The organism is Pseudochrobactrum saccharolyticum, from assembly GCF_008801715.1.
In the GTDB taxonomy this organism is placed as follows: Bacteria; Pseudomonadota; Alphaproteobacteria; order Rhizobiales; family Rhizobiaceae; genus Pseudochrobactrum; species Pseudochrobactrum saccharolyticum.
On the sequence record NZ_VZPG01000003.1, the window covers coordinates 189,841 to 206,955 of the forward strand.

13 protein-coding genes are annotated in these 17,115 nt (G+C 54.0%); 2 read left to right on the top strand and 11 right to left on the bottom strand.

Features of this window, described 5'->3' with window-relative positions:
• Nucleotides 1-96 precede the first annotated feature (96 nt).
• The 4 genes from hutU to hutI form a co-directional block, all read right to left on the bottom strand.
• Nucleotides 97-1,770, bottom strand: a complete 1,674-nt coding sequence (hutU, locus tag F7P81_RS11050; protein ID WP_151159547.1) for a urocanate hydratase — start codon at nt 1,768-1,770, stop codon at nt 97-99.
• Between the two features lie 11 nt (nt 1,771-1,781).
• Complete coding sequence (gene hutG / locus F7P81_RS11055) at nt 1,782-2,585, bottom strand: N-formylglutamate deformylase (protein ID WP_151159548.1); 804 nt, start codon at nt 2,583-2,585, stop codon at nt 1,782-1,784.
• 98 nt (nt 2,586-2,683) lie between these two features.
• Nucleotides 2,684-4,222: a histidine ammonia-lyase gene (gene hutH, locus F7P81_RS11060; protein WP_151159549.1), complete on the bottom strand. Its 1,539-nt coding sequence runs from the start codon at nt 4,220-4,222 to the stop codon at nt 2,684-2,686.
• Between the two features lie 53 nt (nt 4,223-4,275).
• Nucleotides 4,276-5,502 carry an imidazolonepropionase gene (gene hutI / locus F7P81_RS11065; RefSeq protein WP_151159550.1) on the bottom strand — a complete coding sequence of 409 codons (1,227 nt, stop codon included), beginning with the start codon at nt 5,500-5,502 and terminating at the stop codon, nt 4,276-4,278.
• Nucleotides 5,503-5,599: 97 nt separating this feature from the next.
• Here hutI and F7P81_RS11070 point away from each other — a divergent pair, with 97 nt between their 5' ends.
• The gene (locus F7P81_RS11070; RefSeq protein ID WP_246176102.1) at nt 5,600-6,961 is read left to right on the top strand and encodes a formimidoylglutamate deiminase; all 1,362 of its coding nucleotides are present in this window, start codon (nt 5,600-5,602) and stop codon (nt 6,959-6,961) included.
• A gap of 37 nt (nt 6,962-6,998) precedes the next feature.
• The gene (gene hutC / locus F7P81_RS11075; protein ID WP_151159730.1) at nt 6,999-7,739 is read left to right on the top strand and encodes a histidine utilization transcriptional repressor HutC; all 741 of its coding nucleotides are present in this window, start codon (nt 6,999-7,001) and stop codon (nt 7,737-7,739) included.
• 183 nt (nt 7,740-7,922) lie between these two features.
• On the opposite strand, the gene F7P81_RS11080 is transcribed toward hutC, so the two are convergent.
• From F7P81_RS11080 to F7P81_RS11110, 7 genes are all read right to left on the bottom strand, one after another.
• The gene (locus F7P81_RS11080) at nt 7,923-9,092 is read right to left on the bottom strand and encodes a porin (protein ID WP_151159552.1); all 1,170 of its coding nucleotides are present in this window, start codon (nt 9,090-9,092) and stop codon (nt 7,923-7,925) included.
• Between the two features lie 257 nt (nt 9,093-9,349).
• Entirely contained in the window at nt 9,350-10,486 is a 1,137-nt protein-coding gene (gene menC, locus F7P81_RS11085; protein WP_075656761.1) for an o-succinylbenzoate synthase, read from the bottom strand.
• Nucleotides 10,487-10,566: 80 nt separating this feature from the next.
• Nucleotides 10,567-12,096 (bottom strand): ABC transporter substrate-binding protein, encoded by a 1,530-nt coding sequence (locus F7P81_RS11090; protein ID WP_151159553.1) that lies wholly within the window; start codon nt 12,094-12,096, stop codon nt 10,567-10,569.
• A 54-nt stretch (nt 12,097-12,150) separates the two neighbouring features.
• Entirely contained in the window at nt 12,151-13,551 is a 1,401-nt protein-coding gene (locus F7P81_RS11095; RefSeq protein WP_151159554.1) for a M20 family metallopeptidase, read from the bottom strand.
• Entirely contained in the window at nt 13,538-15,121 is a 1,584-nt protein-coding gene (locus F7P81_RS11100) for a gamma-glutamyltransferase family protein (RefSeq protein ID WP_151159555.1), read from the bottom strand. The genes F7P81_RS11095 and F7P81_RS11100 overlap by 14 nt, the downstream gene beginning before the upstream one ends.
• Before the next feature lie 18 nt (nt 15,122-15,139).
• Nucleotides 15,140-16,114 carry an ABC transporter ATP-binding protein gene (locus F7P81_RS11105; protein ID WP_151159556.1) on the bottom strand — a complete coding sequence of 325 codons (975 nt, stop codon included), beginning with the start codon at nt 16,112-16,114 and terminating at the stop codon, nt 15,140-15,142.
• Nucleotides 16,111-17,109 (bottom strand): ABC transporter ATP-binding protein, encoded by a 999-nt coding sequence (locus F7P81_RS11110; RefSeq protein ID WP_151159557.1) that lies wholly within the window; start codon nt 17,107-17,109, stop codon nt 16,111-16,113. The genes F7P81_RS11105 and F7P81_RS11110 overlap by 4 nt, the downstream gene beginning before the upstream one ends.
• Nucleotides 17,110-17,115 lie beyond the last annotated feature (6 nt).

Below are 17,115 nucleotides of genomic sequence, written 5' to 3' on the forward strand. Positions count from 1 at the left end.
AAATGCTTTTTTGTCCTTATGTGATACGGCCTCTCCCAAAGCCGGAACTAGAAATTTGAAAGGCAGCCCTCTCAAAGGCTGCCTTTTATTAAGTGTTTAGTTGCCGAGAATACCCGGCAGGCGCAGGCCCTGTTCCTTGGCGCAGTCGACTGCAATGTCATAACCGGCATCGGCATGACGCATCACACCGGTGGCAGGGTCGTTCCACAGCACGCGCTCAAGACGACGGGCGGCATCTTCAGTACCATCAGCGCAGATCACCATGCCTGCATGCTGGCTAAAGCCCATGCCAACGCCGCCACCGTGGTGCAGCGATACCCATGTGGCACCGGATGCAGTGTTGAGCAGGGCATTGAGCAGCGGCCAGTCGGACACGGCATCAGAGCCGTCTTTCATCGCTTCTGTTTCGCGGTTTGGCGAAGCCACAGAACCGGAATCCAGATGGTCACGACCGATCACAACCGGTGCTTTCAGCTCGCCGTTTTTGACCATTTCGTTGAAGGCAAGGCCGAGACGATGGCGATCACCAAGGCCAACCCAGCAAATACGGGCAGGCAGCCCCTGAAACTCGATGCGCTCACGCGCCATATCCAGCCAGTTATGCAGGTGCTTATTATCCGGCAGCAGTTCCTTGACCTTGGCATCAGTCTTGTAAATATCTTCCGGATCGCCGGAGAGTGCTGCCCAACGGAACGGGCCGATACCGCGGCAGAATAACGGGCGGATATAGGCAGGCACAAAGCCCGGGAACGCGAATGCGTCTTCCAGACCTTCTTCCAGCGCCATCTGACGGATATTATTGCCGTAATCGAGGGTTGGAATATCCATATTCCAGAAATCGACCATCGCGGCGACCTGAATTTTCATCGAAGCGCGCGCTGCCTTTGCAACGCCTTTCGGGTCGCTTTCCTGCTTCGCACGCCATTCGGCAACGCTCCAGCCGATCGGCAGATAACCGTGTACCGGATCATGCGCGGAAGTTTGGTCGGTGACGATATCCGGCTTGACGCCGCGCTTCACCAGTTCAGGGAAAATCTCTGCTGCATTACCGATCAGGGCAATGGATTTGGCTTCGCCGGCTTTTGTCCATGCATCAATACGTGCCAGCGCTTCATCAAGGCTGTGGGTCTTTTCATCGACATAGCGGGTACGCAGGCGGAAGTCCGCACGGGTTTCATCGCACTCAACCGCGAGACAGCAGGCACCGGCCATCACAGCCGCCAGCGGCTGCGCGCCGCCCATACCGCCTAAGCCGCCGGTGAGAATCCATTTGCCTTTGAGATTGCCGCCGAAATGCTGGCGACCGGCTTCGACAAAGGTTTCATAGGTGCCCTGCACAATGCCCTGCGCACCGATATAAATCCACGAACCGGCGGTCATCTGGCCATACATAGCCAGTCCCTTTTTATCCAGTTCGTTGAAATGATCCCAGTTTGCCCAATGCGGCACCAGATTGGAATTGGCGATCAGAACGCGCGGCGCATCTTTATGGGTGCGGAAAATACCGACCGGCTTGCCGGATTGTACCAGCAATGTTTCATCGCCTTCCAGATCTTTCAGGCTGGCAACAATCTTGTCAAAATCTGCCCATGTACGGGCGGCGCGACCGATACCGCCATAGACTACCAGTTCATGCGGGCGCTCGGCAACATCGGGATGCAGATTGTTCATCAGCATGCGCATCGGCGCTTCGGTCAGCCAGCTCTTGGCGGTGATTTCCGTGCCCGTTGCAGGACGGATTTCACGTTCATTGTGACGCGGATTAGTCATCGAATGTTCCCTTATTTAGATTTGAGATTGGCAGCGGCGGCTTCAAGCTGCTGCAAAATGTTTTTGAGATGGCTGCGCAATCTGGCTGCCTTGGCTTCGTCATAGGCAAAAGGCACGGCTTCTGTCGTCAGATGTGTCGATTGCGCGAGTTCCATCTGAATGGCGTGCACACCCGTTTCCGGCTGACCGTAATGGCGCGTTGTCCAGCCGCCTTTGAAACGGCCGTTGAGGATGGACGTGTAACCTTCAGCCTGTTTCGCTACGCCGAAGGCTGCTGCTTCAATGGCCGGTGCGCAGGTCTTGCCATTATCCGTTCCGATGTTGAAATCCGGTAATGTGCCTTCAAACAAAAACGGAATATGCGAGCGGATCGAGTGGCAGTCATAGAGAATCGCCACGCCGTGAATGGCTTTAACGCGCTCGATCTCTGCCGCGAGTGCCTCATGATAGGGCTTGTGAAAACGGCTGACACGATCTGCAATATCGACCTCAGCCGGTTGCTCACCGTCTTTCCAGATCGCCAGACCATCAAAATCCGTTTCCGGTATCAGCGTTGTTGTGTTCTGCCCCGGATAGAGGCTCACACCCGCCGGATCACGATTGGCATCAATGCAATAGCGGTGGAATGTGGCGCGCACTGTCGTCACATTATCCAGCAACCCGTCATAGAGCTTGTGGATATGCCAGTCCGTATCGGCAAGAATGCGGCCATTCTCATTGAGGCGCGCCCAGATATCCTCCGGCACATCTGTGCCGGTATGGGGCAGGCCGAGAATGACCGGCGAGGTTCCCTGATGAACTTCAAATGCGCTCATTTAGGCCTCCAGACTCGAGCATTTCCCGCAAAAGTGGGAACCGGTTTTGCGTAAGGACAATGCGGCTAAAAAAACTGAAGTATTTCTAAAACTAGTCATCATGACGGGAATACTTCAGGGAGAATACCGCTCGTGATAGCTGCATTCAGCGAGCCGTCAGCCACGATTTCCGCAGCGGCAGCCAGATCATCAGCCATATAACGGTCAACCTCGAGCGTCGGCACTTTGGTACGCAGCACAGCGATTGCCGCTTTCAGTTCAGGGCTGGTTTCCAGAGGGCCGCGTAGTTCCACGCCGAGGGCACCGGTCAGGGCTTCAATGCCGATAATAGCATTGAGATTGTCGGTCATCTGCAACAAACGGCGGGCGCCGTGGCAGGCCATCGACACATGATCTTCCTGATTGGCAGAAGTCGGTGTTGAATCGACCGAGGCCGGATGGGACATCTGTTTGTTTTCAGACATCAGCGCGGCAGAAGTGACTTCTGCAATCATCAGGCCGGAATTGAGACCCGGCTTTTTCGCCAGAAATGCAGGCAGGCCGAAGGAGAGGGCGGGGTCAACCAGCAATGCAATACGACGCTGGGCAATGGCACCGATTTCACAAATTGCCAGCGCAATCTGGTCGGCGGCAAAAGCCACCGGTTCGGCATGGAAATTGCCGCCGGAGACCACTGTATCATCGGAAAGCACTAGCGGATTATCGGTGACCGCATTGGCTTCAATTTCAAGCGTAACCGCGACCTGACGCAACAGATCAAGACAAGCGCCATCGACTTGTGGCTGGCAGCGGATGCAATACGGATCCTGCACGCGCTGATCGCCTTCCAGATGGCTGTCGCGGATAATCGAGCCTTCGAGTAATTTGCGCAGAGCCGCGCCGGTATCGATCTGGCCTTTATGACCGCGCAAGCTATGAATATCTGCGTGGAACGGTGCGGTGGAGCCCATGGCAGCATCGGTCGACAGAGCGCCGGTAATCAGCGCTGCCTGCAAAGCTGTATGGGCGCGGAACAGACCGGCCAGTGCCAGAGCGGTAGAAGTCTGCGTGCCGTTGATCAGGGCGAGACCTTCTTTGGCGGCCAGAACAACCGGCGTCAGACCGGCTTTGCTCAATGCGGAAGCAGCGGAAACACGTGCACCCTGATAGAAAACCTCACCTTCGCCGATCATGGCCGCAGCCATATGTGCCAGCGGTGCCAGATCGCCGGACGCACCGACGGAACCTTTTTCCGGAATAACCGGAATGACGCCTTTTTCCAGCATGGCTTCGATAAGCGCGATGATTTCAGGACGTACGCCGGATGCACCGCGACCAAGCGAAATCAGCTTGAGTGACATGATGAGACGCACAATATTTTCAGCCAGAGGCGCACCCACGCCGCAGCAATGGGACAGGATCAGATTACGCTGGAGTGTTGCTACATCTTCCGGTGCAATGCGGATGGAAGCCAGTTTGCCGAAGCCGGTATTGATGCCGTAGACCGGCGCATCGCCTGCGGCGATTTCCGCAATGCGCGCGGCGGATTTGGCAATGCCCGCATGGAATGACGGATCAAGATGAGCAACTGTGCCGTTGCGATAAATATCTTCAAGTGTGGCGAGTGATACAGAACCTGGTTTCAAAATAATGCTCATGGCGGGTACTTTCTTCAAAGCGCATTCATCACATGCGCAGATATTCGGATCTTTTAATTGCCGCGGAAAACCCGCTTCCAGAGCGGGTTAAAGCCGATGCGGTAAACAAGCTCTGCAGGGCGCTGCACGTCCCAGATTGCCAGATCAGCATGTTTGCCGACTTCAATCGTGCCGGTTTCCGGCAGAATGCCGAGCGCACGGGCAGCTTCTCGGGTCACACCGGCAATGCATTCATCGACGGTGAGGCGGAACAGGGTTGCGCCCATATTCATGGTCAAAAGCAGGGAAGTCAGCGGGGATGTGCCCGGATTATTATCGGTCGCCAGCGCCATTTTTGTGCCTGCCTGTCGGAAGGCTTCAACCGGCGGTTTTTGTGTTTCGCGGATGAAATAATAGGCACCGGGCAACAGCACAGCGACAGTACCGGCCTTGGCCATCGCCTGTGCGCCTTCACTGTCGGTATATTCCACATGGTCGGCGGACAGCGCATTATAGGAGGCGGCTAATTTGGCACCATGCAGGTTGGAAAGCTGATCTGCATGGAGTTTGACCGGCAGGTCATGCGCCTTCGCAGCATCAAAAACACGGGCGATTTCATCAGGCAGGAAGGCGATCCCTTCACAGAAACCATCAACCGCATCGGCAAGGCCATCTGCCGCAATGGCAGGCAGCATCTCATTGATAATCACATCAATATAGGCTGACTTGTCGCCGTTCATTTCCGGCGGCAGCGCATGGGCACCGAGGAAAGTGGTGCGGATCGCAACATTACGTTCCTGTGCCAGACGTCTGGCTGCTTTCAGCGATTTGATTTCATTTTCCGTATCGAGACCGTAACCGGATTTGACTTCAATGGTTGTTACGCCCTCAGCAATCAGGGCATCGAGACGTGGCAGGCTTTCGCGTATCAGATCATTTTCACTGGCTGCACGCAGGGCTTTGACGGAAGACACAATTCCGCCGCCAGCCTTGGCGACTTCCTCATAGGAAGCGCCTTCGAGGCGCAGCTCAAATTCATGGGCGCGGTTACCCGCGTGAATGAGATGTGTGTGGCAGTCAATCAGACCGGGGGTAATCAGCCGGTTTTCACAATTGGTTGCGGGATAATCCGCATAGAGCGCAGGCATTTCAGCCTGCGGGCCGACATAGGCGATTCTGCCCTGTTCAACCACGATTGCTGCATCTTCAATCAGGCCGAGACCATCTGCATTTTCACGCAGCGTTGCAACACGCGCATGGGTGAAAATATGGCCTTTGTCGTTCAGCGTATCTTTTGTCATGAATGTTTTCCCGCTTCCCCTCTCCGGCTATAATGTATATACATATTAAAAAATGGCAAAGGAAATTTTTAGCCGGATATTTCAGGAGGAGAGAACCGTGCTTCAGCAAAAACATGTCATCCATGCGCAACAGGCTTTATTGGAAAGCGGCTGGGCTGAGAATGTCCGCCTGGCGGTTGTAGCCGGAACAATCACGGCAATTGAAAGCGGTGCAGACGCACAATCCGGCGATGAGCGCCATGAGGTCATCATCGCGGGGATGCCCAATCTGCACAGCCATGCGTTCCAATATGGCATGGCGGGTCTGGCAGAAAAGCGCGGGCCTTCGGCCGATAGTTTCTGGAGCTGGCGCGATGTGATGTATCGCTTTGCCCTGACCATGTCGCCGGAACAGGCGGAAGCCGTGGCGCTGCGGCTTTATGTGGATATGCTGGAAAATGGCTTCACCCGCGTAGGTGAGTTCCATTATTTGCATCATGACCGTGACGGTGCGCCTTATGCGGATGTGGCCGAAATGGGCAAACGTATTGCATCGGCCGCTAACAAAAGCGGCATCGGCCTGACTTTACTGCCGGTTTTCTACGCTCACTCCACATTTGGCGGTGCTGTGCCTAATGAAGGGCAACGCCGTTTTATCAATAGCATAGATCAATATCAGCGCCTGCTGGACGGCTGCGGCACTGCACTGAAAAATATGGACGGCGCGGTGCTGGGCGTTGCCCCGCATAGTCTGCGGGCTGTGACGCCGGATGAGCTGAAAATCGTTACACAAATGTTGCCGGAAACACCGGTGCATATTCATGTGGCTGAGCAGGTTAAAGAAGTAGAAGACTGCATTACATGGTCCGGTAAGCGTCCGGTTGAATGGCTGCTGGATAATGCAGCGTTGAGTGATCGTTGGTGCTTGATCCACGCCACCCATATGACGGATGACGAGACAACAGGCATGGCAAAAGCCGGTGCGATCGCCGGTCTTTGTCCGGTGACTGAGGCCAATCTCGGCGATGGCACGTTCAATGCCGGTATTTTCACACAGGCAGGCGGCAAGTTCGGTGTCGGCTCGGACTCCAATGTGCTGATCGGTTTGGGTGATGAATTGCGCCAGCTCGAATATTCGCAGCGTTTGCAACATCGCGCCCGTAATGTGATGGCAGTTGCGGAAGGTTCAACCGGTCGTGCGCTGTTTGGCGGTGCGCTTGAAGGTGGCAATATCGCTATGGGTGTGCGCGGGCAGGGGCTGAAAACCGGTGCGTCAGCAGATTTCGTCGCACTAGATGTCAGCCGTATCCCCCATGCAAAAGGCGACATGGTGCTGGATGGCATGATCTTTGCCAACCGCGCCAAACCGGCGCATGTCTGGGTGCGCGGTGTAAAACAGGTTGAAAACGGCCATCATCATCTGCATGAACAGGCAGAGACAGGTTTCCGTAAAGTTTTACATGAACTTCTGGAAAGCTGAGCCAGTCAATATTGACGAAAAGCGGGTAAAACTGAGTATGCAGGATATTTCTTCCGGAGACAGTGAACAGGCTTCATCCCTGCATCAGCGGATTCTGGATGATATTGAGAGCCGCATTCTCTCCGGTGAATGGCAGCCCGGCTATCGTATTCCTTTTGAACATGAGCTGACCGAGCAATATTCCTGCTCCCGCATGACTGTGAATAAGGCGCTGACGCAACTGGCCAAGGCCGGAATGATTGAGCGGAAGCGCCGTTCCGGCAGTTTTGTTTCCAAGCCGCAATCACAGGCGGCAATATTGGAAATTCACGATATACGCGATGAGGTGGAGCAGTTGGGTCTGCCTTATCGCTATGAGTTGCAAAAATCGATTAATCGTAAAAGCACAGCAGCAGACGGCAAAAAGCTTGATATCGAGCGCAATACGCCGCTGATAGAGCTGACCTGCCGCCATTATGCAGGAAAACGGGTTTTTGCACTGGAAGAGCGTATCATCAATCTGCGTGCTGTTCCTGATGCTGCGCAGACGGATTTCTCCAAACAATCGCCCAGTCCGTGGCTGGTTGCCTATGTGCCGTGGAGTAATGCGCAACATGCAATCCGTGCGGTAGCAGCGGATGAGAACGTAGCCGCTATTCTTGGTATTCCGGCAGGCGCGGCCTGTCTGGTAATTGAGCGCCAGACTTGGAATGCCGGACTGCCGGTGACCTATGTACGCCTGACCTATAGCGGCGACAGCCATGCATTGGTTGCCCGTTTCGCACCATCACAGGGCTAAACTGTCACAATAAAACGGCGGGCTTTCGCCCGCCGTCTGCCTTGAAATGACTGGAAGTCAGAGTGTCATTCTAATAACGCAGTCCTTCTACGTTATAAAAGGCAGTTCATCTAAGCACTCTTATGAATACCTTGCAATATGCTGAAATATACCGGCAATATATTGCAGGGCATATAAGACTTATCAGAAACTGCGCTGGAAACGGATCATGCCCTGAACTGCATCTTTGCCGTTCTGGATGGATTTTTCATCCTTCCATTTGGTGTAGGAGAGCTCCGGTGTGACCGCAAAGCCCGGCACCAGTTCGTAAGACACGTTTGCTGTTGCGGCAAAGGTCTTGGATGCATCATAGGCAAGCTGGGCATTCAAAACGGCCTGTGGTGTCAGCTTATAGGCTGCACCACCCCATACAGCCCAATCACCGCCCCATGTGCCGTAGAAACTGCTGACAGCGCGGATCTGGCCGATGACCTGATTATTATCATTCAGGACATTGATATAATTATCCTTGTTGGATTTATAGCCACCCATCGCCCATACGGAGAACTGGTCGGTAACATTGAGATCGCCACGGACTTTCCCTGCCCATTCTTTATTGCGGGCATCATAGGCGGCAACTGCGGTGAGCGAACCCCAGCCTTGTGCGTAGCGCAGGCCACCAACGACATGCGGCGTGTAATCTTGAATTGTGGCACCCCATTTTTTACCGGTCCAGTCAGATGGAACGTCATCAATGTCACCGTTACCGCCCTGTTCCACGGACAGGATGGCTGACAGGCCGTTGTCACCCGCATAGGTATAGCTGATCAGGCCGGTACGATAACCACCGGCAAGGATTACATCATCATTCATGACATTGCCGAGATAGCCGGGGAAGGTGAGGAACGCGGATTCATCAAGACCGACACGCAAACCGCCAAGCTCCATATAACCAAAGCGCAATGTACCTGAGGACTTGTCGTCTTTGCCGTCTTTCCACTGAAAGCGCAGATCTGCATAGGTTTTCAATGTGCCAAGTTCGGTTTCAGATGCGGTGCTGAATTTTAGGCTGAAACGAGCCATGCCTTCATAGGTGTCACGTTTATTGCTTTTGGCATAGAGTTTGCTGTCACGGGCTTCAAAACCGCGACCATAAACATCATCGCCACCGGTGATGTCATAGCGGACATAACCGTGAATACGCAGGCAGGTTTCAGTGCCAGGAATGTAGAAATAGCCTGCGCCATAGGCATCGCAGACGCGGACATATTCAACGGCTTCAGGTTCCGGTGCAATAATCGGATCAGCAGCAAATGCTGCTGCGCTTGTGAAAAGAGTTGCAGCGAAACTGAGTAAAATTAATTTTGTTTTCATTTTTATCTCCAGAATTAGACCTGAAGATATTCATCGAAACCGCCCCTGTTCCCAACGCAAAAATAGGGAGATTAGTTTATAAAAATCAATATGTTGTATAATTGTATCAAGGCAATTTATTGCCGGATATTTCGGGTTCAAAACTTTGTAAAGGAGTTGAAAACAGCTTCCTGCGTGTGTGTGCAACTATGCGATGCCAGCGTTTTGCGACCTACCGGAGAAGCAAAATGAGCTTGGCTTCTCCGGATAAGAGTTTTTTAAAACGCTTCTTTCGACAGGGTCACTGTCTCAAGGAAATCATAGTCCAGAGTAACGCCGATACCCGCACCGTTTGACGGAACCGGCATAATGCCGTTTTCGGTTTCCAGCTTCTCACAGACAATATCCCGCTCGAAATAGCGCGAGGAAGAGGATGTATCACCCGGACGCTTGAACTGTTCCAGCGTTGAGAGATGAATATTATGAGCGCGGCCGATACCGGATTCCAGCATGCCGCCGCACCAGACCGGAACATCATGCGCCTGACAAATATCATGAATTTGGCGCGCATAGGCATGACCGCCCACACGACCGACCTTAATATTGATCACGCGGCCTGCATCAATGGCCAGTGCTTTGCGGCAAAGCTCCGGTGTGCGGATACATTCATCCAGACAGATTGCTGTGCGCATCATGGATTGCAGTTTTGCATGATCCTGCAGATCATCCCATGCCAATGGCTGTTCGATATAATCCAGACCGAAATCATCGAACTGACGCAGCAGAGCGAGATCGGCCAGCGTATAGGCGCAGTTCGCATCAACGGTCAGGTGAATATCAGGGAAACGATTGCGCACTTTTTCCAGCAGTTTCAGATCATGACCAGGCATGACTTTCAGCTTAATACGGCGATAGCCCTGCTGCACATGACGTTCAACATCCAGCAAGGATTCCGGAATTTCCTTGATGCCGAGAGAGACACCGACTTCAACCTCTTTGCGGGTGCCGCCAAGCGCATGGGACAGCGACAGACCGAGCGATTTCGACCACAAATCCCAATAGGCCATTTCCACGCAGGCTTTGGCCATCTGATGATCACGCCAGTGCCGCATCATCTGGCTCAGTTCATAAGGCGTTGAGAATTCCTTGCCGATAATCTGCGGCAGGAAAACGTCCCGCATCATCATCATGGATGACACCGTGGTTTCCGGCAGATAATCAGGCAGGGTGTCGCATACACCTTCCGCATAGCCTTCAATATTGCCGCTGCGCAGGATGAGCAGCGGGAAAGTCTTTTTCGTAGCCACGCCAGTAGAAATGCGAAACGGATTGAGGAGTTTCAGCTCTACAAGACGTAATTCTGCGCTATCAATCCGGAGTTTCGGACGGAGTTGCGACGGGGCTTGGAACAACATGATTGATCTCTGTAATTTCTGTATGCGGGAAGATGGAAAGTGCCGGTGAGGTCGCAGCACAGGCTGCGACCTCATAAAGATTAATTCCAGCTCATGTCGTAAAAGCGCACGAACTCATCCGGTGTCGGAGTGAAGTTCAGGTCTTTCGCCATCACATAATTGGTTGTGTAGGTCCAGAGCGGTACCCAATAGGCCTGATCGGCGATCTGGCGCAGGGCTTTGCTGTAAAATTCTTTGCGCTTTTCCGGATCGGTGGTGGTGTCAGCCTGTTTGAGCGTTGCTGTCAGCTCTGCATTCTTGACATCATCAATGTCTGAACCGTCAAAGAATTTGGATGTCGAGGCAGAGGCATCAGCCACCGAGCCGGAGCCCCATGTGACAAAGCCCATCGGGATTTCACCTTTGAGCTGTTTGTCTGCGAGTGCTGCATATTTCAGCATCTGCAGATCAACCTTTACGCCGACATTGCCCAGCATCTGTGCCATGGCTTCGGTGGCTGCTTTATCACGATAGAAATACATCGTGGTGGTAAAGCCGTTTTCATAGCCTGCTTCTTTCAGCAGTTCTTTGGCCTTGGCAGGATCAAAGTTGTAGGATGTCACATCCTGCTCACAACCAAATTGCAACGGGCTGCAGATGGAATTGATGATTTGCGAGGAAGGCGCGAAGAAAGCATCACGCACGGCTTTACGGTCAATCGCATGATTGATTGCCTGACGAACACGCAGATCTTTCAGCGGAGTGTCGGCGCTGGAACGACCGGAAACATCCATGGAAATGTAGCCGAAGCGCAATGTTTCGCCCTGAACCACATTGAAGCTGTCACGTGTTTTGAGCTTCTGGGTCAGATCTTCTGGCACCTGCCAGATGAAATCCACGGAACCGGACATCATTTCCGCGATCTGCGTATTGGTATCCGGAATGCTGCGGACTTCCACATTTTTGATCTGTGGTTTCTGACGCGGACCGCCATCGTGATAGTCAGGAAAAGCTTTCAGCGTATAGCCGCTGCCCGGTTCGATCTTATCCACCATGTAAGGGCCAGTGCCGACCGGATTTTTGGAGAAGCCTGCATCGCCGACTTCCTGATAATATTTTGCCGGATAAATCTGAATGGCGCTTTCGAGGAAATCGAGCGCAGCAGGGAACGGTGCTTTCAGATGTACGAGAACAGTCTGGTCATCAACCTTCTCGGCATTTTTGATCCATGCCACGGTGTTTGGCATAGCAACCGGAGTTTTCGGATCGGAGAAATGATTGAGTGTGAACACAACATCATCCGCGCCGAAAGCATCGCCGTTATGGAATTTCACGCCCTGACGCAGTTTGAATTCAAGGGTCAGATCATCAACCCATTTGAAGCTCTCAGCCAGATTGCCGACCCATTCACGGGTTTTCGGATCGCGCTCAACCAGTGTGTCCCAGACGGCATAACCGAAAATGGTGCTTTCGCGGGCTGAACTGAAATAGGTGTTCGGATTGTCCAGTTCTTTGGCAAAGGCGATATTGACGGTGTCATCTGACTTATCGGCCAATGCCGCACCGGATACGCCCAGATACAGGCTGGCGGTAAGGGTAGCCAGAATTGCAAAATTCTTACGAAAGCTCATGTGTCGCTCCACTTCGACGCAAGGTTAAAAAGGGTCAGGCAGTTTTCTTTGTTGTTATCGGGTTGAAGGCTGCGGGCTTTTGCCCTCAGCAATATCGGCAAATATCCCTGCCATGCAGCGCAAGGCATCACGGCAGGTGCTTTTCAGAACATGTTCATCTGGTGCATGTTGCGAACAGGCGCGGTAGGAATGTGGTACCCAGACGGTTGGCAGGCCCAGTGTCTCCGAGAAACACTCATTGGGCAGCGAGCCGCCGAGATTAGGCAGAATATGCGGCGGGTTGCCGGAAGTATCTGTCAGCGATTGCGCGACAAAGCGTGCCCACGGATGGTCAGGATCAAGGCGGGTCGCGGTAAAATCATCATCCTCGCGACGGGTGATTTTGACATCCGTATAACCGTGCTGATCGAGATGACGGCGTAGTGCCGGTATAATGTCGTTCGCATTCGTGCCGACAACATAACGCAGCTGGCAGGTTGCCCGTGCCTTGCCGGAGATGGCGTTGACCGGTGCCTCCGGTACGCCTGATGTCATGGCGAGAATGGCAAAACTGTTCCAGCCATAGACGCGCTCGGCTGGAGTCAGTCCGGCTTCGCCCCAGTCTTTATCAACGCTCGGGCCGGTTTCCATATCCACCGGCAGATCACGGAGTGCTGCGCGGATATTATCGGTCAGGCTGGTTGGCCGCCATTCCGGAATGCGGATCTGGCCGCGTTCATCGGTGATTGTCGCCAGCGCCTGCACGAGCCGCATTGCCGGATCGGTAAGCAAGCCGCCCCAATTACCAGAATGATGTGCACCCTCTCGTTTTTCTACAATCAGATCGACCGTGACTGCACCGCGTGCGCCCATGAAAACCGTGGCTCTGTCCGGTTGCAATCGCGGGCCGTCAGAGGCAATCAGCACATCGGCAGCGAGTTCCTGTTTGTGTGATGCGCAGAAGGCTTGCAAACCCGGAGAGCCGTTTTCTTCAGCCATTTCCAGCAGAATGGTGGCGTTGAAGCCGAGTTTGCCATGCACAGTAATCAGCGCTTCAAGTGCAGCAATGTTAATCAGATGCTGTACTTTATTATCGGCTGTGCCGCGCCCGTACCAACGATCACCTTCTTCGGTCAAAACGAAGGGTGACAGGCCTTCGCGCCATTGCTCGGTCTGCGCATGAATGACATCGCCATGGCCATAGATCAGCACTGTCGGCAGGGCGGCGTCTTCTATGCGGCGGGCGATCATCAGCGGGCCGCCTTCAGCCACCGGATTGTCATAGATTTTGATCTCAAATCCTGCGGCCTGCAAACGCGGCGTAATGGCTGTGCCCAGATAATCTGCCAGCACCGGTTTTCTTTCCGGTACCTGACTTTCTGTCGGATAGTTCACCAAAGCGGCCAGTTCGGATTTCATCGTGCCGTTGTCGAAATAGGTTTCGATCCGGCTGATGACAGTCTCACGCAAAGTCATGACTGTCCTCCTCGGTCACCGCATCACCCCATGGCGACATAATCTCGGTGCAGCCGGAGTTCAGATCACCTTCACGCATCACACCGGCAGGGCAGGCAAAGGCGAAAGGCCAGACGGTGCGGCGTGTGGTGACGGTTCTGGCGACTTTGTTCAGCTCCGCAATTGTATCCGCTGGCAGGCTGTCATCTGCGATAATGACATCGGCGGCAGACATATCGAGACGCGGCTGATGGAAAGCACCTTCAATATCCATGCCGGAATCGACGATGAAAGAGGAAAGCTGGGCAACGGCCGAGACAATCTTACGGCCGCCTGATGCACCAATGGCGAAACGGCGTTCGCCTTGCTCACCAAGGGCAGGGCAGACATTCATCAGGCACTGGCGTCCCGGTTGCAGGGAATTCGGTTTGCCCTGCACAGGGTCAAACCACATAATGCCGTTATTGAGCAAAAAGCCGGTGGAGGGCGAGACGACTTTCGAGCCGAACAATGACAGCAAAGTCTGTGTCATCGACACCATATTGCCGTGACGGTCAACGACGGAAAAATGGGTTGTGCAGCCCGGTGCTTTCGGCACTTCGCCGTCGTCACCCATATTTTCTAATCGCTGCTGATAGGCATGGCGCAGGGCTTTGGCATAGCCGGTATAGGCATCAGCGTCCGGCTGGCCTTTGCCGATTTTCGGCAGTGCTTCAAAGGCTTGTCTCATGGTCGGGCCGGCGGTCAGATGCGGTGTGACATAGAATGTCGCATCGCCGCGTTTAAAGCTCAGTGGATCGGCAATGGTTGCACGATAATCACGCAAATCCTGCATGGATAATGAGCCGCCTTTTGCGCGGACATCTTTGACCAGTGCCTGTGCCAGATCGCCTTCATAGAATGTGCGGTAGCCCTGTTCTGCCAGCTCGGTCAGGGAAGGTGCATAACCGGACATATCAACGCGTTTGTCGGACAGGCTTGTCCAGCCATTGATCATCGGCCATTGGCCGTCTTCCAGAAACAGTGCTGCGGCATCCGGATCTTTGGCCAGTTCGCGGGTTGCGCCTGCGATAACAAGCGCTGCGTACCAGTCGACCGGCAGGCCTTCTTTTGCGAGTTTAATCGCCGGAGCCAGCAGTTCCGCCCAAGGCATGGTGCCCCAACGTGCATGCGCCTGACCGATACCGTCAACCACACCCGGTACTGCAACGGCGGTTGCGCCCATGATATTGCGGTCATCGACCACAGCTTCCCACGGGAAAAGATCGGAGTTTTTACCGGCACCGGAGAGCGGATAATCGGCAGGGTTCAGCTCCACAGGCGCACGCATGGCATAGGTCACGGCATGGGCTTTGCCGGAAGCTGCATCCCAAACCATCATCGCGCCGCCACCGGCAGGGCCTGACATCCACGGCTCAAGCACACCAATGGCGAAAGAAACGGCGGTTGCGGCATCCATTGCATTGCCGCCTGCTGCAAGCACTGCCGCACCAATTTGTGCTGCACGGCTGTTTTGTGCGGCTACGACACCACCTTTGGTGCGGATGACATTCTTGCGAGTAACTTGTGTACGGGAAAGACTGGTTTGCATTTCAGTTCCTTAATCAGTTCAGGCAGGCAATGCAGTGGCATTGGTATAAAGGTGGCAGGCGACACAACCGCTGCCGCTTTCCTGCAAGACAGGGCGGGACTGATCGCAGGGGGTAAAGCGGTCAGGGCAGCGCGGATGGAAGGCGCAACCTGCAGGCGGATTGATCGGATTGGGATATTCTGTGCCGAGCTGCGTGTCCGGCACGCCGAGTTCCGGTTCCGGTGTCAGAACAGAATCCAGCAGAGCGCGTGAATAAGGGTGGCTGGCATTGCGGAAAATGTCTTCAGTTTCGCGCTCTTCAACAATGCGTCCGAGATACATCACCGCAACCCGTGTCGCGAGATATTCAACAACCGCCAGATTGTGGCTGATGAACAGATAGGTCAGACCGAGTTCACGCTGCAGGTCACCCAGCAGATTGAGAATCTGGCTCTGCACGGAAACATCGAGTGCCGATGTCGGTTCATCGCAGATAACAATTTCCGGCTTCATAATCAACGCACGGGCAATAGCGACACGCTGGCGCTGGCCGCCGGACATCTGGTTCGGATAAGCGTTGAGCATACGCGAAGGCAGCCCGACGACATCCATGATTTCCTTCACCTTCTTTTCGCGCGATGCCTGATCGCCGACACTATGCACCACGAGCGGCGCCATAATGATCTGACGGATAGTTTTGCGCGGATTGAGCGAGGAATAAGGGTCCTGAAAGATTGGCTGAATACGGCGCGACAATTCAAAACGATTTTGCTTGGTGATATCCTCGCCGTTAATTTCGACACGTCCACTGGTCGGCTTTTCCAATCCGAGCAGGATTTTAGCCAGCGTTGATTTTCCGCAACCGGATTCTCCGACAAGGCCAAGAACCGAGCCGCGCTCTACTGTCAGCGAAACATCACTGACAGCTGCCAGCGGCTTTTTGCCGGAGAAAAAGCCCTGCCGCACCTGATAGATTTTAGAGACATTGTGAAGTTGTAGAACTGGCTGGCTCATAGCAAAGCCTCCGCAGGCTGACGCATGCCGTTTGCATGGACGCATTGTAATGTATGTTGAGCGGAGAGATCGCGCTGCGGGATGGTGCCGGTGCAGGCTTCAATCGCCTCAGGGCAGCGGTCGCGAAAGATGCAGCCGGTATGACGACCGACCAGATTTGGCACAATACCCGGAATTGTCCCCAACCGTTCCCCGCGCTTAATGCGCCCCGGTATTGGAATACAGTCCAGAAGCCCACGCGTATAAGGATGCGCAGGATTGCGGAAGATTTCGCTGACAGAACCGGCCTCAACCAGCTCACCGGCATACATCACAGCAACTTTGTCAGCGATACGCGCAACGACACCGAGATCATGGGTGATCAGGATCATCGCCATGCCCATTTTTTGCTGCAGGTCTTTGAGAAGACGTAAAATCTGAGCCTGAATGGTCACGTCCAGAGCGGTTGTCGGTTCATCAGCGATCAGCAATTCCGGCTCACACATCAGTGCCATTGCAATCATGATACGCTGACGCAAACCACCGGAAAGCTGATGCGGATATTGGTTGAGACGGCTTTCTGCGGCAGTAATCCCGACCATACGCAGAAGATCTGCGGCGCGTTTCAGTGCTTCAGCTTTGCTGACAGATTTATGCAGGCGCAATGCTTCTACCAGCTGACTGCCGATCGTATAGGCAGGATTCAGGCTGGTCATCGGTTCCTGAAAAATCATTGCCATGCGATTGCCACGCAGTGCACGCATTTCCCGTGCTGTGGCTTTTTGCAGGTCAATGCCGTCAAAGCTCATCTCGGTCGCATTGCGCTGAATACCCGGTGACAAAAGCCCCATCACCGCAAGCGAGGTCAGCGATTTGCCGGAGCCACTTTCACCGACGATACATAGCGTTTCACCCGGTTTAACCTCGAGATTGATATTGCGCACGGCATGAAGAGTGCCCGCGGCGGTGGGGATGTCCAGTGTCAGGCCCTGAACTTTAAGAATAGGAGCAGTCATTGGTTT